Annotated in this window: 20 protein-coding genes; 17 read left to right on the top strand and 3 right to left on the bottom strand. The window is 41.4% G+C overall.

The features are described 5' to 3' along the window. The first annotated feature begins 89 nt into the window (after window positions 1-89). Both ACRD7A_RS17505 and ACRD7A_RS17510 read left to right on the top strand, forming a co-directional pair. Window positions 90-1,463 carry a RagB/SusD family nutrient uptake outer membrane protein gene (locus ACRD7A_RS17505; RefSeq protein ID WP_489672208.1) on the top strand — a complete coding sequence of 458 codons (1,374 nt, stop codon included), beginning with the start codon at window positions 90-92 and terminating at the stop codon, window positions 1,461-1,463. 300 nt (window positions 1,464-1,763) lie between these two features. Further along, on the top strand, window positions 1,764-3,341 hold the full coding sequence (locus ACRD7A_RS17510) for a sulfatase family protein (RefSeq protein ID WP_430812638.1): 1,578 nt from the start codon (window positions 1,764-1,766) through the stop codon (window positions 3,339-3,341). Between the two features lie 401 nt (window positions 3,342-3,742). Here ACRD7A_RS17510 and frr read toward each other — a convergent pair whose 3' ends face one another. After that, complete coding sequence (gene frr / locus ACRD7A_RS17515) at window positions 3,743-4,306, bottom strand: ribosome recycling factor (RefSeq protein WP_430812639.1); 564 nt, start codon at window positions 4,304-4,306, stop codon at window positions 3,743-3,745. Between the two features lie 411 nt (window positions 4,307-4,717). On the opposite strand from frr, the gene ACRD7A_RS17520 reads away from it, so the two are divergent. The 4 genes from ACRD7A_RS17520 to ACRD7A_RS17535 all read left to right on the top strand — a co-directional run bounded on the left by ACRD7A_RS17520 (window position 4,718) and on the right by ACRD7A_RS17535 (window position 9,130). Further along, window positions 4,718-5,395 (top strand): succinate dehydrogenase cytochrome b subunit, encoded by a 678-nt coding sequence (locus ACRD7A_RS17520; protein WP_430812640.1) that lies wholly within the window; start codon window positions 4,718-4,720, stop codon window positions 5,393-5,395. A gap of 26 nt (window positions 5,396-5,421) precedes the next feature. Then, window positions 5,422-7,359, top strand: coding sequence for a fumarate reductase/succinate dehydrogenase flavoprotein subunit (locus ACRD7A_RS17525; RefSeq protein ID WP_430812641.1), 1,938 nt, complete (start codon window positions 5,422-5,424; stop codon window positions 7,357-7,359). A 40-nt stretch (window positions 7,360-7,399) separates the two neighbouring features. Further along, complete coding sequence (locus ACRD7A_RS17530) at window positions 7,400-8,155, top strand: succinate dehydrogenase/fumarate reductase iron-sulfur subunit (RefSeq protein ID WP_430812642.1); 756 nt, start codon at window positions 7,400-7,402, stop codon at window positions 8,153-8,155. A 276-nt stretch (window positions 8,156-8,431) separates the two neighbouring features. Beyond that, window positions 8,432-9,130, top strand: coding sequence for a hypothetical protein (locus tag ACRD7A_RS17535; RefSeq protein ID WP_430812643.1), 699 nt, complete (start codon window positions 8,432-8,434; stop codon window positions 9,128-9,130). A 10-nt stretch (window positions 9,131-9,140) separates the two neighbouring features. Here ACRD7A_RS17535 and ACRD7A_RS17540 read toward each other — a convergent pair whose 3' ends face one another. Then, entirely contained in the window at window positions 9,141-10,253 is a 1,113-nt protein-coding gene (locus ACRD7A_RS17540) for a glycosyltransferase (RefSeq protein ID WP_430812644.1), read from the bottom strand. Between the two features lie 125 nt (window positions 10,254-10,378). Here ACRD7A_RS17540 and ACRD7A_RS17545 point away from each other — a divergent pair, with 125 nt between their 5' ends. The 8 genes from ACRD7A_RS17545 to upp all read left to right on the top strand — a co-directional run bounded on the left by ACRD7A_RS17545 (window position 10,379) and on the right by upp (window position 16,252). Beyond that, window positions 10,379-11,284, top strand: a complete 906-nt coding sequence (locus ACRD7A_RS17545; protein ID WP_430812645.1) for a polysaccharide deacetylase family protein — start codon at window positions 10,379-10,381, stop codon at window positions 11,282-11,284. Next, the gene (locus ACRD7A_RS17550) at window positions 11,284-12,267 is read left to right on the top strand and encodes a GNAT family protein (RefSeq protein ID WP_430812646.1); all 984 of its coding nucleotides are present in this window, start codon (window positions 11,284-11,286) and stop codon (window positions 12,265-12,267) included. Before ACRD7A_RS17545 ends, ACRD7A_RS17550 begins: the two co-directional genes overlap by 1 nt. 84 nt (window positions 12,268-12,351) lie before the next feature. Next, window positions 12,352-13,005: an FkbM family methyltransferase gene (locus ACRD7A_RS17555; protein WP_430812647.1), complete on the top strand. Its 654-nt coding sequence runs from the start codon at window positions 12,352-12,354 to the stop codon at window positions 13,003-13,005. Next, window positions 12,998-13,747, top strand: coding sequence for a class I SAM-dependent methyltransferase (locus tag ACRD7A_RS17560; RefSeq protein WP_430812648.1), 750 nt, complete (start codon window positions 12,998-13,000; stop codon window positions 13,745-13,747). Before ACRD7A_RS17555 ends, ACRD7A_RS17560 begins: the two co-directional genes overlap by 8 nt. Beyond that, the gene (locus ACRD7A_RS17565) at window positions 13,744-15,015 is read left to right on the top strand and encodes a lipopolysaccharide biosynthesis protein (protein WP_430812649.1); all 1,272 of its coding nucleotides are present in this window, start codon (window positions 13,744-13,746) and stop codon (window positions 15,013-15,015) included. Before ACRD7A_RS17560 ends, ACRD7A_RS17565 begins: the two co-directional genes overlap by 4 nt. Beyond that, on the top strand, window positions 15,008-15,271 hold the full coding sequence (locus tag ACRD7A_RS17570) for a hypothetical protein (protein ID WP_430812650.1): 264 nt from the start codon (window positions 15,008-15,010) through the stop codon (window positions 15,269-15,271). Before ACRD7A_RS17565 ends, ACRD7A_RS17570 begins: the two co-directional genes overlap by 8 nt. Continuing rightward, window positions 15,246-15,593 (top strand): acyltransferase, encoded by a 348-nt coding sequence (locus ACRD7A_RS17575; RefSeq protein WP_430812651.1) that lies wholly within the window; start codon window positions 15,246-15,248, stop codon window positions 15,591-15,593. The genes ACRD7A_RS17570 and ACRD7A_RS17575 overlap by 26 nt, the downstream gene beginning before the upstream one ends. A gap of 5 nt (window positions 15,594-15,598) precedes the next feature. Further along, entirely contained in the window at window positions 15,599-16,252 is a 654-nt protein-coding gene (gene upp / locus ACRD7A_RS17580) for a uracil phosphoribosyltransferase (RefSeq protein WP_430812652.1), read from the top strand. Here upp and folK read toward each other — a convergent pair. Continuing rightward, window positions 16,249-16,737, bottom strand: a complete 489-nt coding sequence (gene folK, locus ACRD7A_RS17585; RefSeq protein WP_430812653.1) for a 2-amino-4-hydroxy-6-hydroxymethyldihydropteridine diphosphokinase — start codon at window positions 16,735-16,737, stop codon at window positions 16,249-16,251. The two genes, upp and folK, sit on opposite strands and share 4 nt — an antisense overlap. Before the next feature lie 151 nt (window positions 16,738-16,888). Here folK and sppA point away from each other — a divergent pair, with 151 nt between their 5' ends. The 3 genes from sppA to ACRD7A_RS17600 all read left to right on the top strand — a co-directional run bounded on the left by sppA (window position 16,889) and on the right by ACRD7A_RS17600 (window position 20,540). Then, window positions 16,889-18,649 carry a signal peptide peptidase SppA gene (gene sppA, locus ACRD7A_RS17590; protein WP_430812654.1) on the top strand — a complete coding sequence of 587 codons (1,761 nt, stop codon included), beginning with the start codon at window positions 16,889-16,891 and terminating at the stop codon, window positions 18,647-18,649. Window positions 18,650-18,718: 69 nt separating this feature from the next. After that, complete coding sequence (gene lpxK / locus ACRD7A_RS17595; RefSeq protein WP_430812655.1) at window positions 18,719-19,762, top strand: tetraacyldisaccharide 4'-kinase; 1,044 nt, start codon at window positions 18,719-18,721, stop codon at window positions 19,760-19,762. Continuing rightward, window positions 19,725-20,540 carry a purine-nucleoside phosphorylase gene (locus tag ACRD7A_RS17600; RefSeq protein ID WP_430812656.1) on the top strand — a complete coding sequence of 272 codons (816 nt, stop codon included), beginning with the start codon at window positions 19,725-19,727 and terminating at the stop codon, window positions 20,538-20,540. Before lpxK ends, ACRD7A_RS17600 begins: the two co-directional genes overlap by 38 nt. The last annotated feature ends 16 nt before the right edge of the window (window positions 20,541-20,556 follow it).

Raw genomic sequence — 20,556 nt, forward strand, 5'->3', positions numbered from 1 at the left:
GGGGTTTTGTTATACTTTTAAGATAGTAATAATTATCTAGATATCAAAGATATAAGTCAACTTATGAATATCCCTACTTCAATAAGTTGATGGATTTTGGTGACCTGCCTTGGTATGATGAGGTACTGGAGACCGGAAGTTCAGAATTGTATAATGGGCGTGATTCACGTGAGATTGTAGTAACTAATATAATTCGTGATTTAGATACGGCAATTGAAGCCCTACCCAAAAAGCAGATTGTTTCAAGGGTGAGTAAAGATGCTGCTTTGGCTCTTAAAGCGCGCGTATGTTTGTTTGAAGCAAGCTGGCGGCGTTATCATGGTGGCGGCGATGCAGAAAAGTATTTCACACTGGCCAAAAATGCGGCTGCGGAATTGATGAAGCCGGAATATGGTTACTCGCTTTTTAAAGGTAGCAAGCCCGAAAAGAGCTATTACGAACTATTTATCCAAACGAGTTATAATGGTAACTCCGAGGTGATCTTGTCAAAAGAGTACGACCCTGCGCAAGCGAAGGCAAATAATGTCTCACGTCAAATGGCAACTGGAGAAATTCCTTTTGGTATATCAAAAAGTTTGGCCGATGACTATCTGTCAATTGATGGTCTACCGCTTGCCAGCAGCCCGCTGCATACTCCCGGTGAAGGTTTAATTGCCGAATTGGAGAATCGTGACCCCAGGATGCTGCAAACAATTGCAACCCCGGCCGATGGAGAGTTTACTTATTTTCTGGAAGGCAAACGTGTGGCAATAGCTAACCTTTTTAATTCTCTTAATGAGATTACGGTCAATAATGAAAAAATTGATCTGACAAAATCAGAAAATAGTAAATATAAGTGGGCAGATAAAGGCGCCTCTTCAACCGGATATCCTGTTGTTAAATTTTACAACCCCGATGAAGATCAATCAGCTCACCATCAGGGAAGTATTGATGCTCCTATATTTAGGTTTGCTGAAATCCTGCTTATTTATGCCGAAGCTTGTGCAGAGTTAGGAGATGAAGATATGCAGGCTGTTCTCGACGTAACGGTGAATAAATTAAGAGAGCGTGTGGGTTTTGATGTACCGCTTACAACAGCGCCTACTCCCGATCCGCGCCTTCAGGAAATGTATCCTAACATAGCCGGTGGCAACGCAGATCTTATTCGTGAAATTCGTCGCGAACGTAGGGTTGAAACTTTCGGAGAAGGACTTCGCTTTTACGATATTCTGCGATGGAAAATAGGACATGTATTAAATAAAAAACGAGCTGGTTTTGTGCCGGATCCATCACTCTATTCTCCTGAAGAAATTGAGAAGCTTGAAAGTGGTCTTGGTATATTACCCAATGGTTCATTTGATGTTTATGGACAAAGAGTTACTGCTGCTCCTGACTTTACGGAGAAGAATTACCTCTTGTCATTACCCATTAATGAAATGGCTTTGAACCCTAATTTGAGACCCAATAATCCAGGCTGGGATTAATTGCTAACACACATATTATAAAAAAGGCTCCGTCATCTGCGACGGAGCCTTTTTTCATTGCAACTATTTCTGTGATATTGCGCTTTCATCGATATTTATTATGGTTTTTGAGCGGTTATTACACCGAATAGAGTTAGCCAATAAGCTGAGGTTTGAATGTGGAATAATTCAGAAATAAAAACAATCGGATTAAAAACTTCATATTAACTTAGGGGCCGGAAAGAAAACAACCAATTTTATTAACAGAAAGATGTGGTGCATTAGGCACACATCCATAATTAACCATTAAAATAATTAGTAATGAAAAACAGGCTTATTCAGGCGCTGTTGGTTTTGATGGCAGTAACGTCGTGTCAATCACCTAAGAAGGAAGTGGTAAAGAAGCCCAATATCCTTTTTATCATGACCGATGATCATGCTTATCAAACACTTAGTGCTTACGACGACCGCTTTATTAACACCCCAAACCTCGATCGTTTGGCCGACGATGGTATAACTTTTACCAATAGTTTTGTGGCCAATAGCATTTGTGGTCCTAGCCGTGCGGTGATGCTTACGGGTAAGCACAGTCATGCCAATGGCTTTGCTACTAACTCCGGTGTTTTTAACGGTCAGCAACAGACTTTCCCTAAGCTGCTGCAAAAGGATGGTTACCAAACAGCTATAATTGGTAAATGGCACCTGGGAGGAACGCCTACCGGATTTGATTATTGGAATATTCTGCCTGGGCAGGGAAGTTATTATAATCCGGATTTTATTGATATGGGCGAAAAAGTGCAGCATCAGGGTTATGTAACCGATTTGATTACTGACTTCAGTATGGACTGGATGGATAAGCGCGACAAGGACAAACCTTTCTGTCTGCTGGTACATCACAAGGCGGTTCACCGCGTATGGATGCCTGATACGGCCCATCTGGATGAGTTTAAAGATAAATCGTATCCATTACCTGAGACTTTCTATGATGATTACAAAGGGCGTCAGGCAGCAGCTGAGCAGCACCTGAGCATTCGTAGCGATGACATGGATGTGGTTTATGACCTGAAGATGGCCGATAAAGAGGATGAGATTAAAACCCGTTATGGAGGTTGGTACCGTACCGGTGCTCTTGCCCGTCTCGATGAGCAACAGCGTGCCCGTTGGGATGAGCACTACGATCCGATTATTGAGGATTTTAAGAAGGCTGAACTGGAAGGTAATGATCTTTACGAATGGAAGTATCAGCGTTATATGCGCGATTATCTGGCCTGTGTGCGATCGCTGGATAACAACGTAGGACGTTTAATTGATTACATGGAGAAAGAGGGTTTGATGGATAACACACTGATTGTTTATACATCGGATCAAGGTTTCTACATGGGTGAGCACGGTTGGTTCGACAAGCGCTTCATCTACGAGGAGTCTCTGCGTACCCCGCTGTTGATGCACCTACCCAAGGGATACGAGCGCAATGGTAAGGTAGCCGAGATGGTACAAAATATTGACTATGCACCAACCTTTTTGGAGCTGACCGGTAACGACGTGCCTGCCGATATGCATGGACGTTCGCTGGTGCCGCTGTTCAAGAACGAAAGCAAGGGTAAATGGCGCGATGCTATTTATTACCACTACTATGAGTTCCCCAACGAACACATGGTGAAGCGTCATTTTGGTATTCGTACAAAGCGTTATAAGCTGGTGCATTTCTACTATGACATTAGCAAATGGGAGCTATATGACCTGCAGGAAGATCCTAACGAGATGAATAATCTCTATGATAATCCGGAGTATGCTGATAAGATTGACGAGCTTAAAGGTGGCCTGAAAACCCTGATGGAACAGTATAAGGACGAGAGAGCTTTAAAAATCCTGTCGGGTGAGTTGGTGGTCACCGAATAACACAAAATGTGTATAGGTATCAAAGCAAATGCTTAAAAGATAGAAGAAGGAATGTCAATATTGGCATTCCTTTTTTGTTTAAAATTAAGTTGTTTATCAACCCTGGAGGGATGTCACAGTTAAGAGCTGACGGGGGAAATCAGCTGTAGGATAACCCACTGAATCACGAGTGTCCATAAGTATGTTTTTTGGGGGAAGTGGTTTTAAGCCCGGAGGGCTTAAATGTTTATAGCCATGGGTTACACCCATGGCATTTATTCATCATATTACCGCAACCCCGGAGTGGGTTGAATGTAAAAAGCGAACCATATAATTCCGCGAATTCCATAGGTTGAATTGCCAACATAAAAAAGAGCTGCCCCAGAAAGGAACAGCTCTCGAATATTTTCAATGTGTGATTTTTAAACCGTCAGGATGTCTTTTTCTTTGACGATAAACATTTCATCTACCTTCTTTACAAAACCATCGGTAATTTGTTGTACTTCTGCCTCAGCATCTTTTTCCAGGTCTTCCGAGAGACCGTCTTTTTTCAGCTTCTTGAGTTCTTCATTACAATCGCGGCGTGTAGTACGGAAGCTTACTTTAGTATCTTCACAAACCGATTTGGCCTGTTTTACCAGATCTTTACGGCGTTCTTCGGTTAATGGTGGAATATTAATGCGGATGATGTCACCGTTATTATCCGGATTTAAGCCTAGGTTAGCTGCTAAAATAGCTTTTTCGATGGCGCCAATCAACTGCTTCTCCCAGGGTTGAATGGCAATGGTGCGTGGATCCGGGGTGCTTAAGTTAGCTACTTGACTTAAGGGTGACATGCTGCCGTAGTAATCTACCAACACACCCTCTAACATTTTGGGGTTGGCCTTACCGGCGCGTATCTTACCCAGTTCGTTATCAAGGTGTTCGATGGCTTTTGTCATTCGCTCTTTGGCATCGTCCAGTATTAAATCTATCTCTTCTTGCATGGTCAGAATATATGATTGCGTTAATCTATTCGTTTACACAAAAATAGAAAACTTTACAATAAATCAAAAACCATCTGAGCAACAGGGTGTAGGGCACGTCTAGGATGCCTTTTGTGTTGTGCTTTTATTTTTTGATTACCGGCTAAGAATGGGTTAAATTAGTTGCTTGGTTTAAGGAAGTGAAGAAAATGCTGAGGCTTTGTGAGAAATGTAAATTTTACCTAAAGTATGATAATAAGTATTAAAAATGATGTAAGTGTAATTCGTTTAAAGTAGCGGTTAATTAGAATTGATATAAATATAGAATTAATTCTCTAATATTATTTGCCCAACGGCGCTTTCAGGCATACATTTGCAGCCTTATAGAACAAATTAGTTTTTCATATTTAAATAATTAAAAAAGGGATTCCTATGAGTACTATTTTTGGTTCCTCAATTGGAAGAAAGTTACTGATGAGCTTATCAGGACTTTTTTTGGTGGTGTTCTTAATCATCCACCTTTCCATTAACTTACTGTTGCTTGTGCCTGATGGTGGTGAGGCGTTTAACATTGCAGCCAACTTTATGGCCATGCCATTGATCAAGTATGGATTGCAGCCTGTGTTATTTGCCGGTTTTATCGTGCATATTATTTATGCAGCCATTCTTACGGCACAAAACAACAAAGCGCGCGGTTCGGCCAAATATGCATCGGGTAACAAAACCCAGGATGTAATGTGGGCTTCGAAAAACATGTTCGTGTTAGGATTGACGGTATCAGCCTTCCTAATCGTTCACCTAATTGATTACTGGGTGCCATTGCAAATTACGCATGCCGCTCAAAAAGTAACCATTGGTGGTGTTGAAATGCACGATACTTATGCTTTGGTAAATGTGGCATTCGATGATCTATGGCGTGTGATCCTTTACGTAGTTGGTTCTTTGGGCTTAACCATTCACCTGACTCATGGTTTCTGGTCAGCTTTTCAAACGCTGGGATTAAGCAATAACATTTGGCGTAAGCGTTGGACGGTTGCCGGCATTGCATTTGCCTGGATCGTAGGGCTTGGTTTCGTTACCATTGCCGTTGTTCAGCATGTTGTTTATTAATCGTAACGTCTAAAAACATCATTGATATGAAATTAGATTCAAAAATACCACAAGGCCCTGTGGCCGAGAAGTGGTCCAATTATAAGGCTAACCAAAAACTGGTTAACCCCGCTAATAAGCGTAAGTTAGATATTATTGTAGTAGGAACCGGATTAGCAGGTGCTTCGGCGGCTGCTTCATTTGGTGAAATGGGTTTCAATGTAAAGAACTTCACCATTCAGGATTCACCACGTCGTGCGCACTCCATTGCTGCACAGGGTGGTATCAATGCTGCAAAAAACTACCCAAACGATGGTGATTCAATTCACCGTTTATTCTACGATACTGTAAAGGGTGGTGACTACCGCGCTCGTGAAGCCAACGTACACCGTTTGGCTGAAGTAAGTAACGACATTATTGACCAGTGTGTGGCGCAAGGTGTACCTTTTGCCCGTGAATATGGGGGTTTGCTGGATAACCGTTCATTCGGTGGAGCTCAGGTGAGCCGTACGTTCTACGCTAAAGGTCAGACCGGTCAGCAGCTGTTGATTGGTGCTTACCAGGCGTTGATGCGTCAGGTAAATGCCGGTACTGTTGATTTATATACTCGTACCGAGATTGTTGACATTGTTATGGTCGAAGGTAAGGCACGTGGTGTTATTGCCCGCGATCTGGTTACCGGAGAATTCCAGCGTCACTTTGGTCACGCAGTTGTTCTAGCTACAGGTGGTTACGGAAACGCTTTCTTCCTGTCAACCAACGCGATGGGTTCAAACGGTTCTGCCGCTATCAAAGCTTACCAGAAAGGTGCTGCTTTTGCCAACCCATGTTTCGCCCAGATTCACCCAACTTGTATTCCTGTTCACGGTGAGTTTCAGTCGAAACTGACTTTGATGTCAGAGTCATTGCGTAATGATGGACGTATTTGGGTGCCTAAAAAGAAAGAAGATGCTGAAGCCATCCGTGCCGGTAAATTAAAACCAACACAGATTGCCGAAGAAGATCGCGATTATTATCTGGAGCGTCGTTACCCTGCCTTCGGTAACCTGGTGCCGCGTGACGTGGCGTCACGTGCTGCTAAGGAGCGTTGTGATGCCGGCTTTGGTGTGGGTAATACTGGCTTGGCAGTTTATCTTGACTTTAAATCGGCCATTGAGCGTTTAGGTGAGGATGCTATCCGTGCCCGTTACGGAAACTTATTCCAGATGTACGAAAAGATTGTTGATGATAATCCGTATGAAACACCTATGATGATTTATCCGGCTATTCACTACACAATGGGTGGTATCTGGGTTGATTATGAATTGCAAACAACCGTTCCTGGTTTATTTGCTGCAGGTGAGGCTAACTTCTCCGACCACGGCGCTAACCGTCTAGGTGCTTCTGCTTTGATGCAGGGATTAGCTGATGGATATTTCGTTCTTCCATATACTATTCAGAATTACTTGGCCGATGATATTTCAACACCGCGTATGACGGGTGATGAAAAAGAATTTGTTGAAGCAGAAAAGGCTGCCAAAGATAAATTTGAGAAGCTATTGTCCATTAAAGGAAATCGTTCCGTTGACAGCATCCACAAAGAGCTGGGTCTGGTAATGTGGGATTTCGTAGGTATGGCACGTAACAAAGAAGGCTTGGAGAAGGCTATTGAGAAAATTGCGGCCATCAAAAAAGAATTCTACAGCAACTTGCGTATTCCAGGATCTGGCGAAGGCATGAATGTGGAGTTGGAGAAAGCTTCTCGTTTGGCTGATTTCATCGAGATTGGTGATTTGATGGCGCGTGATGCCTTGCACCGCGAAGAGTCTTGTGGTGGTCACTTCCGCGAAGAATATCAGACGGAAGAAGGTGAAGCACAACGTCAGGATGATAAGTTTGCTTACGCAGGATGTTGGGAGTATCAGGGTGAAGACAAAGCACCTGTTATGCATAAAGAAGAACTGACTTTTGAAGTTGTAAAAGTTGCTCAACGTAACTACAAATAATCTCGTAGGTCATTATTGTTCATAAGTTAAACAGAGAAAAATGGAAAAAAATATAAGTTTGACTCTAAAGGTTTGGCGTCAGAACGGACCGAAAGAGAAAGGTCGTTTTGAAACTTACAAGTTAGAGGAAGTATCTACCGGTAGCTCGTTCCTTGAGATGATGGACATCCTGAATGAGCAGTTGATCAACGAAGGTAACGAGCCGGTTGCTTTCGATCATGATTGTCGCGAGGGTATCTGTGGTATGTGTTCGTTATACATCAACGGTCGTCCGCACGGGCCCGATGATGATGTGACCACTTGTCAGCTGCATATGCGTAAATTCAAAGATGGTGAAACCATCACCATTGAGCCATGGCGCTCAGCTGGTTTCCCGGTAATCAAAGATTTGATTGTAAACCGTAACGCCTTTGATAGTATTATTGCCGCTGGTGGCTATACATCTGTAAGTACAGGTGGTGTGCCGGATGCCAATGCCATTCCAATTTCAAAGATTGATGCGGATGAGGCTATGGATGCCGCTTCTTGTATTGGTTGTGGTGCTTGTGTGGCAACGTGTAAAAATGGTTCGGCCATGTTATTTGTATCGGCTAAGGTAAGTCACCTTGCCCTGTTACCACAGGGTAAGGTAGAAGCCGCCCGTCGTGCTAAAAATATGGTGGCAAAAATGGATGAGCTGGGTTTTGGTAACTGTACCAACACTGGTGCTTGCGAGGTAGAGTGTCCTAAGGGTATATCTATTTCGAACATCGCCCGTCTGAACCGTGAGTTCTTAAAGGCAAAACTACAGGACTAATACACCCTGGTTAGGGATATATTTGAAAAGAGCTGTTCTTTGGAGCAGCTCTTTTTTTATGCTTCCGGTTTTTGATTATAAGAAAATAGTAACCTTTATTTAAAAAATACGTTTTTACAAACATGTGCTTCGTTATGACGAACATCTTTGTTTCAATGACGAATCTTTTGGATAATAAAAATACTTTATAAACGTGATTACATTTAAGATGTTTGTTGGTGGTCTATATTTTTTCTATTTTTAAGTGCCAACATCACTTTTTCAACCGGAAACAACATGCCATACCGTCGTTTACCAAATACCGATCAGGCTCGTCTGCGAGCTTTAAAAGCAGCCTTGGGTAAGGGTATGCAGCTGACACCTTTTGATTTGGCCTATAGTTACAAGTTGTTTCTGGAGCTTCAGTCTTTCTTACCACAGTACGAACAAGCTATAGCGCAATATAATTACAGCAAGGATCGACAGGCAAAATTTGGCAAGCTTTTGGGAGATCAGTTTAAAGTTACACGTTTATATGTTTCACATTTTATTCAGGTACTAAATTTTTGCATTGCCCGGGGCGAGATGAAACCTGAGGTACGGAAATATTATGGGTTTGATGTGGATGATAAGGCCGTTCCTGAATTGGGTACTGAGCAGCAATTGTTGCAAGTTGGAAAACGCGTGGTGGAAGGAGAGGAGAAGCGCAGTATGACGGGTGGTTCACGTATTTATAACCCATCGATTGCCATGGTGCGCGTCAAGTATGAAAAGTTTTTAGAGTATTTTAACAATCATAAAAACCTGCTGGTAACCACGCAAAAGATGCACGAAAAGGTTACAGAACTTCGAGGTGTGGCTGATCGTCTTGTGCTCAATATCTGGAATGAGGTGGAAGCGCATTTCGATACTATTGAAGGTGACGATAAACGGCTGAAATGTGCCGACTATGGTATTGTTTACCTCTTGCGCAAACACGAGAAGGAACTTACCTAAGTAATCTTTATTAATTCATTGTTTTTAGCGCCTTCAGAAGAGGTGCCGTTTCATTCTCCCAATTGACATTTAATTTAGCCTTAAGCGCGTTGTTTCGCCACTGCTTCAGCGGCTCGGGCTGATCAATCAGCTTATTAATGGCCTTGGCTATTTCCTCGGGTGCAACACTGTCGATGGTAATTCCAAAGCTGTGTTCTTCAATAAAACCTTTTATCTCCGGAAAATTAATGCCCAGCATGGGAAGTCCGGCATGTAGGGCATCGAAAAGGCGATTGGGCAAGGCATAGTAGTTGTTTAGCCCCATATTATTGAGCAAAGCCACGCCCAGATCGGCCTGGCTTGTGTAATAATTTAGCTCGTTAAAAGGTACTTTGCCCCGCATTATTACCTTATTGCCCAGTGGCGCTGCCAGTGCACGTAACTCCTCAAAAATATCACCATCACCGATTATTACCAACTGTCCTCGTTCGATTTGATGCATGGCCTGTACCAGCTCGCGTAGCGCCCTACCTTCATTCACTGCCCCCTGGTAAAGAATAGTGAACTTACTGTTATCGGCCGCATTTACTTGTTTTGATGTTTGGGTTTGTTTCTGCGGGGCATTGCGTATCACCAGAAAGCTTTTACCGTATTTTTTTTGGAAAATTTCGGCAATGGGTTGACACACGGTGACGCCAATATCAACTAGGGGAATGAAGATTTTTTGTGCCAACAGCCAGGTGTTTTTTATAAGGGGCTTAGCACTGATTTCAGGCGATTCGGGGAAATATTCATGACTGTCGAACAGTAGCTTACTACTCTTAAGAAGTTTGGCCATGCCACAGCCTACCAAAGTGTCCAGGTCAATGGATACGATTAAATCCGTTTTATGGAAAAGCAGGTGCAGGAAAATGCGCAGGTTGTACATCAAATAGAAGAGGGGGCTTCTTTGCCAAAGGGTATTTAAGGTCCGTACCGGATACTTGCCATGGTAGGGTAAGTGACCGTTTTTTATGCGGCATACAAACTCACACTCATAGCCTGCCTGCTGTAAGGTGCCAGCCAGCTTGTGCAGTCGATGGTCTGTGGCCAGCTCACTGGTGGTTATTATGGTGGCTTTTTTTATTTTTTTTTGTGTGCTCAAGGCTTGTTTTTGTATAGGGAAACGTTTAAAAGAAAGTATTATTTTCTTACAGTAGTGCATTCTTGCCTTTAACAATATTCAGGCATATTAGTCGTTATTTAGTTATAATCGAAAAAATTGAGGTTTTGTTTCAATCACTACCATATATTTTGCCTTTTTACCATGTAGTTAGTGATGATGAATTACCGCATGTAAAAAGCTTGTTCTATGTAAAGACAGTAAGTGAGTTTATTTCTGATATTGAGTATATTGGAGAGCAATATGATTATGTGGATTTAGATGAGTTTTACAGTCTTTCATTGAGGTCGTTTTCTGGTTTGACCAAGCCTGTTGTTCATTTAAGCTTTGATGATGGACTGCGGCAGTGCTATGATATTATTGCTCCAATTTTGCTTAAGAAGGGAATTCCTGCTACTTTTTTTATTAATACAGCTTTTGTAGATAATAAAAGAATGCTTTTTCGTTTCAAGGCTTCGCTAATAAATGAGCACCTTAAGGGTAGTGGTATACATAGTGCTGTAGTTGAAGAGGAATTAATGAAAGTGTCTTATGGAGAAGAAGGCTTACTTGATCAATTTGCAATTGATTATGACTTAGATTTTCAGAACTTTTTAGAGGAAGAAAAACCTTATATGTCCTGGAGGCAAATTGAAATATTGCAGAAGCAGGGTTTTTCTCTAGGCGCACATAGTGTAGATCACCCCTTGCTTAAAGATGTTGATAGTTTACAGGCGACCCGTCAGGTAGCAGATTGCTTCGAGGAAATTGATATGCGATGTAAGCTGCAGTGCAAGGCATTTGCCTTTCCGTTTACCGACGATGGTATTTCGGTCGATCTATTTAATAGCTTTCGTGATAATAACTTGTTCGATATTAGTTTTGGTACGGCAGGTATTAAACAGGATGTGTTGCCCATGAACTTTCAAAGAATACCAATGGAGTGGAATTATTCAGCGAAGAAGATTTTGTTTTTTTATAAGTTAAAAGCGGCAGCCAGGAAATACTTAGGCGTAAATGTAATTAGAAGGTAATGATAAAAATTAATGTTGAAGGATATGAGTTAAGCTTATTAAGTCGTAGTGCGATAAGTGATGAGAAATGGGATTGTTGTGTGCAGAATTCAGGAAATGAAAGCCCGATGGCCTATACATGGGTATTAGATATTATTCATCCTGAATGGGTGGGGATTGTTGTGGAGGATTATAAAGGAGTGATGCCATTAACTTCTACAAATGTGATGGGAAGTAAGCATCTTCAAATGCCTTATGATATTCAAAACTATGGTATTTTTAGTAGTAGTACCCCCATTGTGCTGCTGTTTGAGAAAGTATGTAAAGAACTTACTAAATATTATAAATTGATTGCTTATAGTAGTGTTGCGATAAGTAACTTTGATTTTAATAGCTCATTCTGCAAAAGGCGATGTACTTATTTACTTTCATTGAATAAGGATTATTCAGATCTTCGAGCGGCGTATTCGCATGGGCATAAACGAAATGTAAATCGATTCAATCGCTTTGATTTAGAAGTGTTAATCAATGAAGATCCTAATCAATTGTTGAGACTGAAAGAGGAAATGTGGCAAGGGCGTGAATTTTTGCGAGTACCCCGAAAACATCATATTCGTCTGAGTAGGCTGATTCATTCATCCATCAGCCGTTCTTGTGGTGAGCTTTATACAGCAACTCATGAAGGAGAGCCAGTGTCATCAGCTTTTTTCTTATCTGGGAAGAAGCGCTCCGTTATCATCCATGCATCTAATGATACTGGTAAGAAATATAAGTGTTCGTTTGGGCTGGTTGACTTGTTTATTAAAAGTCATAGTGGTGAGGACAAATTTTTAGATTTTGCCGGGTCTGATGTAAAGGGGATAGCAGAGTTTAATGGGGGATTTGGTGCAACAGCTAATTACTATCCTATGTTTGAGCACCAGGAGTTATCAAGATTATTAAAGATGCTGAAGAATTGGCGTCTCAAGCATAGATTTCAATATTTATTTAATTTACAGCGTTAAGTGGTACGAAAGATTATTCGATGGTTATTGAGGGAATCCAAGAGTAGGCAGTTTGCTGATATTGTTCGGTATAATGGGTTGGTATTGGATTATAAGCAAAATAAACCATATTTAAATCTCATGAAGGAGGTGTTTGTCGATAGAGAGTATTCAGATTATTTTCCGTTTTATGAAGATGCGGTAGTAATTGATATAGGTGCCAACGTTGGATATTTTTCTATTTTTGCAGCTAATAATATTGGGTCTAAAGGAAAAGTAATTGCTATAGAGCCGGAAGCTAATAATTATTCACTATTGGTTTCTAACACTCGTTACGTACGGAATAAAGTTAGTATAGAAAACTCAGCAATTAGTCATGAAGTTGGCCAGTCGTATCTGTATTTATCAGAATCCTTAAATCATACTTTGGTTTCCTGCAGGGAATCACCAAAAGTGCCGATTCAAACACAAACATTAGAAAACCTTCTGTCATGTTACAATTTAGATCATGTTGATTTTTTAAAGATGGACTGTGAGGGGGCTGAATATGAAATACTGAAGTATATGCCGTCAGATGTATTTGCAAAGATCAGTGTGATCTCAATGGAGTTTCATGACAATAAAGATCAACGATTAAATGGTAAATGGATTGCAGATATCCTAGAAGATCATGGATTTGTCGTTAAAAAATTTTGTTACTCAAGTAGTAACTTTGGACTAAATTTTGGAAAAATTATAGGAGTAAGAAAATATGATTAAAGAAATATATAAAGAAATGATTTCTGAGCGCGCGCGCCTTACTATTAGAAGGGAGCTAACTAGAATTAATCGTTTTTTTCTTCGAGGTGGCAAATATGAGTGTAATGTGTGCAGAAGAAGTTATCGTAAGTTCTTGTCACATGGGCATATTATTCGCCAAAATGCTAAGTGTCCCTATTGTTTATCTTTGGAACGGACTCGGGTATTATGGCATTACCTTGTGGAGGAAGAATGCGTTAGAGAACGGAACTTGTCTGTTCTTCATTTTGCTCCTGAAAGGGGGATTGAGCAAAATTTGAAGAAGCTATCAAATATTAAGTATTACTCAGCTGATTTGAATCCTAATTTGGCTGATCATTTGGTAGATATTACTAGCATCCCTTTTGAGAGTGATACCTTTGATCTTGTAATATGTTCACATGTATTAGTCGAAGTTACTGATGAGGAACTGGCTTTATCAGAAATTCATAGGGTGTTAAAAAAAGGGGGTAGGGCGATAATCATTACGGCTATATTAGATCGAGAAGTGACGCAGGAGGTAAGCTTAAGTAGCAAAGAGCGTATGAAGCGGTATGGTGCTGATATCTGTCGACTTCGTGGTGAGGACTTCTATGAGCATCTTCAGAATGTAGGTTTTGAAGTATATGAATTCAATTATCACAAGGAATATTCACCTCAAAGGATTTCTATTAATTCGCTTGGTAGTGGGAATACTGAACGAGTGTTTATCGGTGAGAAGTGATTACAAAAGTTTTTAATACCGTTTTTAGTAGGGGAGTTGTAGTTGCCTTAAATCTGTGTATTGCACTGTTGTATACGAATATAGGAGCCCATCTTTATGGTCAGGTAGTTTTTCTTAATTTAATAATTTACTTTAGTGCTTTGCCATGTGGCGTTCTAACAGGAAATAGTACTGTTTATTATGCTGGTAAAGTTAAGGCTAAATATCTTTTAAGTCTTGCCTTTGCAATTGTATTGGGTAGTTCTTTAGTTGTGCTTCTGTTGCTTTTTTTGTTGCAGGCAAATATTAATGTCCTCAGATCTTTTGATGATGAAGTGTTATTTGCTATCCCTGTATTGGTTTTTTTAAGTGCCGCTCTGGCGTTTTTTCAGAATTACAACCTAGGAGTAGGTTTTGTGAAGAGTTATAATTTTTTTACGGTAACTCTGATTCTTATACAATCACTTTCAGCCTACTTCTATAGTAAAATATGGCAGGATGTCACCATTCATATTTTATCGCTTATTACGGCCTATGGTTTTTCTGTTTTTATAGCCTTAATTCATTTTGTCAAACATCATTTTAAAAGAGGTGGTAATAACAATAGTTTTCATGAAATACTGCGTTTTGGGTTTCGTGCACAATTAAATCAGGTCTTACAAATCTCTTACGAGCGGGGGAATTATTTTATTTTGTTGAAATTTTTGTCGATGGCAGAATTAGGTATTTTTAGTCTTGGGTTACAGTTTGTTGAACTAGTCAAAAATTTAGCTAATAGTATTTCCACAGTTCTTTTGTCAAAAGCAGTGTCAGTTAGGAGCAATAATGAATATAAGGCAACAATTTTCTTCATGAAATTTACAATGACCTTAACTATTGTTGTTCTCTGTTTTTTAATGATGGTACCCTCCTCCATATGGAATTGGGCGTTAGGAGATGACTTTGAAGGGCTTCGCTGGATTTTACTGTCCCTATTTGTTTATTCAGTATCTGAAACTGGGACTATATTTATTAGAACATTTTATATAGGAACAGGTAATCAAAAGGCAATAACACACTCAATTTTAATCGCTTTAGCCGGTGTTTTTACTTTATCAATTTTACTTGTAAACTATTTTGGATTAGTGGGAGCTGGAATAAGTTCTTCAGTTGTTAGCTTCGTCGTATTAGTATATCTGCTCAAAAGGTTCTTAGAAAGTAATTCTTCTTCAATGGGCTGTTTAAGGATCAGTAAAAAAGAACTTCATTTAATAAGAAAAGTCACTAAATCCTATTTTGTAAATGATTAAAGAAATACTTAATAGATTCGATTTATTGTTATTTCGTCCTATAGTGAAGGTTATTTACCCTCAGTATAAGCGTCCGATTAACGGTTATATAACCCATTATCAAGTTTTGTGGCGCTTTTTCTTTATGCAAAAAATTGTTGGGTTTAATCGAAAGGTACCATGGCCTGTCGACTTTAGAAGTAAAATTCTGGGCTGGGAATTTATTGAGAAAGGAATTATGACAGATCCGGGTGATAATTTGGGAACCTATTATTAATGCATACGGAGGTTTAAAAATCGGTGATAATGTGGAGTTTGGGCCGAATATTACCATTGTTACCACCAACCACGATAAATACGATGGAAGAAAAATATCAGCTAAAAGGGGAGTAATTATTGGTAATAATGTGTGGATTGGAGCAAATTGCGTAATTTTGCCGGGATGCAAAATCGGGGACGAGGTGACCATTGGTGCAGGCTGTGTCATTGATTGTGAGGTGCCATCAAAATCAACTGTCACAAGAGGTGTCGGCCACATTCAAGTTAAGCCTAAGTCTCGCGATTATGAGTGGGATATATACAAGGAAGAACTTACATAACAATTATGCAAACAATAATTTTCAATCAACAGCAAAGTATTTTCAACCGTTTTATTGCCGAGATTCGGGATACATCCATTCAGACCGACCCTATGCGTTTTCGTCGTAATATAGAGCGCATGGGAGAGATTCTGGCTTATGAGATCAGTAAAATACTTCCGCACGAGGTGAAAGATGTGACCACACCGTTGGGGGTAGCCAAGGAGAATGTGATGTGTGAAGAACCGGTAATTGCTTCTATCCTGCGGGCTGGATTACCATTGCATCAGGGTTTACTAAACTATTTCGACCGTGCTGAGAATGCTTTTGTATCGGCCTATCGCAAGTATAACGAAAAGGGAGATTTTGATATTCATATTGAATATATTTCTTCACCCTCGCTGGATGATAAAGTGGTGTTGCTGAGCGATCCCATGTTGGCTACGGGTACATCCATTGAAATGGCCTATAAGGCTTTGCGGGTAAAGGGAAGACCACGCCACGTTCATATTGTCTCTTTAATAGCAAGCCAGGATGGTGTTGATTATGTGCAGGATGTGTTTAAGAACGAACCTGTAACCTTGTGGTTGGGGGCTGTTGATGCCGAACTTAACTCCAAGGCTTATATTATACCTGGTATTGGCGATGCCGGTGATCTGGCCTATGGCAGTAAAATTTAATCAAGCCGCCTTACAAGGCCCTTATCATCGCATGCGATAAGCAATTCCTGCACTGTTTTATTCAGCACGGGGTGCCGCCATTTCTTCCAATGCTCGGTAAGCGGTAGTAAGGTAAACATGCGTTCATGAAGCCGCGGATGAGGCACTGTCAGCCGGGGTAGTTGAATGTGTTGGTCGTCAATAAATAATATATCTATATCAATGGGCCGGGATGCATAATGCGTTCCGGTTTTTGTTTTTCGCCCCAGTCTTTTCTCTATCATCTGGGTAAAGTTCAATATTTCAATTGCATCTACGTGTGAGTGAAAGGCTACCACCTGGTTGATAAAATTCTGTGATGCCTTAAAACCCCAGGGTTCACTTTCATAATAGTGGGAGCTGGCCAGGGGTTTTCCAAGTCGTTCTGCCAATAGCTGAACCGCCTCTTTGATGGATGCGATCACATCACCTTCATTTCCACCTAACAATAAGATAATCGTATTCATATTAAAATTTAATGCATTAGAAGTTAAAACCGACCAAATGGTTCACTATATTTGTATCGTTGAGATTGACTGTAACTATAAGTGATTTTTTTAATACTTTTGTTTAGATGCTGTTGAACGACTCAACGCGCTTAAACCCAATTTTATCATTATGGTTAAATTTTTTAAATATCTACTAGCCACTTTTGCCGGCGGAATTGTGGCCGCCTTTGTCTTGCTAATTATGCTTGTTGGCATGTTCTCGGCCATGGCTGCCCTTGGCGATAAGGAAACAAAGATAAGTGAAAATACGATTCTGCTGCTCGATCTAAACGGTCCCATCGTGGATCGTGTCACAGAAGATCCGTTTGCCGATGCCATGGCATCAGTTACCGGCAAACCAGTACCAGAAGGTCTGAACCGATTGCTCAAAAACATTGAGAAAGCCAAGCGCGACGAAAATATTTCTGGTATTGTGCTCGAGTCGGGAATGGTGCAGGCCGGATATGCTACTATTGAAGAGATACGTAATGCCCTTATTGATTTTAAAACATCGGGTAAATTCATCTACAGTTTTTCACCCATTTACACGCAGAAAGCTTATTACCTGGCATCGGTTGCTGATAAAGTATACCTGAATCCATCGGGTATGCTGGAACTAAAAGGTATGTATGCCGAGCGCACTTTCTTTAAGAAAACCTTAGAGAAGATTGGTGTGGAGATGCAGGTTTTTAAGCACGGTAAGTTTAAGTCGGCCGTTGAGCCCTTCTTGCTTGATGAGATGAGTGAGCCGGCGCGTTTACAAACTGAAGTTTATCTGCATTCCATGTGGGATCACCTGAAATCGGGAATTGCAGAGGCACGTGGTCTTACGCCTGAGCAGGTATCTAACCTGGCCGATCAAATGCCTATGTTTCGTTCCGGTGAAATGCTGCTGGAAGCCGGTTTGATTGATGGATTAAAATATAAGGACGAGGTGATTGGTGAGTTGAAAGAACTTATTGATGTGGATGAAGAAGATGATCTGTCGGCTGTTAAGAACAGTAAATATGCAAAGGTATATGTGTCCGATGGCAAAGGCTTTGTTAAAGATAAGATCGCTGTTATCTACGCCGAAGGTGATATTGATGGTACCTCCACAGAAGGCATTAAGTCGGATAAGCTCTCTAAAACCATCCGTAAGGCACGCCGCGATAGTTCGATCAAGGCCATTGTGTTCCGGGTTAATTCACCGGGAGGATCAGCGCTAGGTTCCGAAATAATATGGCGCGAAGTGCAGTTGGCGCAGGAAACAAAGCCTGTTATTGTATCCATGGGTAACTATGCCGCCTCGGGTGGTTATTATATCTCTTGTGTAGCCGATAAGATTGTGGCTAATCCTACTACCTTAACAGGTTCCATTGGTATATTCGGTATGATACCCAATGCCGAGGAGTTAACAAAAAAGGTAGGGCTTAGTTTTGATGGTGTTAAAACCAATGAGTTTGCCGATATGCCTAGCCTGACGCGTCCTTTCCGTAAGGAGGAAAAAGCTTTGCTCCAGGCCTATATTGTTAAGGGTTACGATACTTTTATTGGTCGTTGCGCAGATGGGCGTAATACTACCAAGGAAGCCATTGATGAGATTGGCCAGGGGCGTGTATGGAGCGGCCTTAATGCTCTCGATATTAATCTTGTAGATGAAATAGGGGGTTTGAATAAAGCCCTTGAATTGGCTAAGGAGGCGAGCGCCCTTGAAGAATACCGCGTGGTGGAACTGCCCAAGGCGGAGGATCCTGTTGAGCAGTTTGTTAAAGAACTAACTGGTGAGGCACGCCTGTTTGTGGGTAAGTCTTTGCTGGGCGATGAATATAAATATTTGCTTACGCTGGAGAATCTGAAAAACGCTTATCAGATACAGGCACGCATACCCTATCACTTAGAAATAAAATAAGAGTTAAGGAAAATGGCAGGCAGTGACCCGGTGATCTGCCTGCTACTCTATAGAAAATCGATAATGCGAATGAAACTACGCAAATTATTATATCCTTTTAGCATGCTATATGGCGGGATTACCACGCTTCGAAATCTTTGTTTCGATCGCGGTGTTTTGCGTTCACAAACTTACTCGCTGCCGATTATTTCGGTGGGTAATATTACCGTTGGCGGTACCGGTAAAACACCCTTGAGCGAGTACATCATTCGCCTGCTTACCGACGATTTTAAATTGTGCCTCCTTAGTCGTGGTTACAAGCGTCGTACACAAGGTGCCCTGTTGGCCGATGCCGGCAGTACTGCACATACCATCGGTGATGAGCCATTTCAGGTAAAGCAAAAGTTTCCGGGCATTGATGTGGTAGTTGCCGAAAAGCGTGTTGAAGGAATGGCGCTTATTCAAAAATATACGCAGGCTCAGGTGGTGCTTATGGACGATGCCTATCAGCATCGTTATGTAAAGCCCGGCCTGTCCATATTGGTGATTGATTATAACCGACCGATGTGGGATGACTGTGTTTTTCCGGCAGGTCGACTGAGGGAGACTGCACGGGGACAGGCGCGAGCCCACCTGATTGTGGTTAATAAATGTCCGGCTACACTTACCGAAGAGCAGCGTGCTCAATGGATATCAAAGCTAAGCCCGCGCGATGATCAACAGGTGTTTTTCACTAGTATTGTATATGGTTCACCACAGTCATTGGGGGCATCCGGTAAATTAGCATCCGGCACTCGTGTACTAGCATTGGCCGGTATTGCCCGTCCTGCACCTTTCTTTGAATATGTATCAAAGCATTACAAGGTGGAGGACACCCTAATCTACCCTGATCATCATGATTTTAGTTCTGGTGATGAAGAGCAGATTGCATCAAGTCTTGAGAACTGCGGCGTTGACACCCTGTTGACAACCGAAAAGGATGCGGTACGCATGGTGCATATGCCTGAAGAGATTCAGGAGAAGTGTTGGTACGTACCCATTGGTCTTAAGGTGCTTTTTGACGAGGAGAGACAATTTAAAAATAAAATATACGACTATGTTAGAACAAATGAAAGTAACCGCCGATTACCTTAAGGCTCAAAGTAATCTGAAACCTGTCGTTGGTATTATTTTAGGTACCGGACTTGGGGGGCTTGTAAAGGAAATTAATATTGAAAAGTCCATTCCTTACGAGGAGATTCCTAATTTTCCAGTGTCAACAGTTGAAGGGCATAGTGGCCGTTTAATCTTTGGTACCATTAATGAGGTGCCCATTTTGGCCATGCAGGGCCGTTTCCATTTTTACGAGGGTTATGACATGAAGCAGGTGACCTTTCCGGTGCGTGTGATGAAACAAATGGGTATTAACAATCTTTTTGTGTCCAATGCCAGTGGCGGTCTTAATCCTGATTATGCCGTGGGCGATATCATGGTGATTGATGACCATATAAACATGTTTGGTTTCAACCCTCTAATTGGCAAGAATGAAAATAAACTGGGGCCTCGTTTTCCGGATATGAGTGAACCTTACAGCCGGGACTTAATTGCCAAAGCTATGGCCATTGGTGCCGAGAATAATATTGAACTGAAGCAAGGTGTGTATGTGGGTACTACTGGTCCTACCTTTGAAACGCCAGCAGAATACAAGATGTTCCGTGTGTTGGGAGCCGATGCCGTAGGTATGTCAACCGTGCCCGAAGTGATTGTGGCGCGTCACATGGATATGCAATGTTTTGGTATTTCAATTATTACGGACTCCGGCGTACCTGGTCAAATTGTTGAGGTATCGCACGAGGAGGTGCAGGAAGTGGCCGCTGCTGCCGAGCCTAAAATGACCAAGGTGATTAAAGAATTGGTGAGCAGCATTAAGTAGTTCAGTCAATAAATAA

The sequence above is a fragment of the Carboxylicivirga longa genome, assembly GCF_050589825.1.
Taxonomy (GTDB): Bacteria; Bacteroidota; Bacteroidia; order Bacteroidales; family Marinilabiliaceae; genus Carboxylicivirga; species Carboxylicivirga longa.

Bases quoted from the DNA above. Each gene is read 5' to 3' on its own strand.
- ACRD7A_RS17505 (WP_489672208.1), top strand. From the start codon at position 90: ATGGATTTTGGTGACCTGCCTTGGTATGATGAGGTACTGGAGACCGGA.
- ACRD7A_RS17510 (WP_430812638.1), top strand. From the start codon at position 1,764: ATGAAAAACAGGCTTATTCAGGCGCTGTTGGTTTTGATGGCAGTAACG.
- frr (WP_430812639.1), bottom strand. From the start codon at position 4,306: ATGCAAGAAGAGATAGATTTAATACTGGACGATGCCAAAGAGCGAATG.
- ACRD7A_RS17520 (WP_430812640.1), top strand. From the start codon at position 4,718: ATGAGTACTATTTTTGGTTCCTCAATTGGAAGAAAGTTACTGATGAGC.
- ACRD7A_RS17525 (WP_430812641.1), top strand. From the start codon at position 5,422: ATGAAATTAGATTCAAAAATACCACAAGGCCCTGTGGCCGAGAAGTGG.
- ACRD7A_RS17530 (WP_430812642.1), top strand. From the start codon at position 7,400: ATGGAAAAAAATATAAGTTTGACTCTAAAGGTTTGGCGTCAGAACGGA.
- ACRD7A_RS17535 (WP_430812643.1), top strand. From the start codon at position 8,432: ATGCCATACCGTCGTTTACCAAATACCGATCAGGCTCGTCTGCGAGCT.
- ACRD7A_RS17550 (WP_430812646.1), top strand. From the start codon at position 11,284: ATGATAAAAATTAATGTTGAAGGATATGAGTTAAGCTTATTAAGTCGT.
- ACRD7A_RS17560 (WP_430812648.1), top strand. From the start codon at position 12,998: ATGATTAAAGAAATATATAAAGAAATGATTTCTGAGCGCGCGCGCCTT.
- ACRD7A_RS17570 (WP_430812650.1), top strand. From the start codon at position 15,008: ATGATTAAAGAAATACTTAATAGATTCGATTTATTGTTATTTCGTCCT.
- upp (WP_430812652.1), top strand. From the start codon at position 15,599: ATGCAAACAATAATTTTCAATCAACAGCAAAGTATTTTCAACCGTTTT.
- folK (WP_430812653.1), bottom strand. From the start codon at position 16,737: ATGAATACGATTATCTTATTGTTAGGTGGAAATGAAGGTGATGTGATC.
- sppA (WP_430812654.1), top strand. From the start codon at position 16,889: ATGGTTAAATTTTTTAAATATCTACTAGCCACTTTTGCCGGCGGAATT.
- lpxK (WP_430812655.1), top strand. From the start codon at position 18,719: ATGAAACTACGCAAATTATTATATCCTTTTAGCATGCTATATGGCGGG.
- ACRD7A_RS17600 (WP_430812656.1), top strand. From the start codon at position 19,725: ATGTTAGAACAAATGAAAGTAACCGCCGATTACCTTAAGGCTCAAAGT.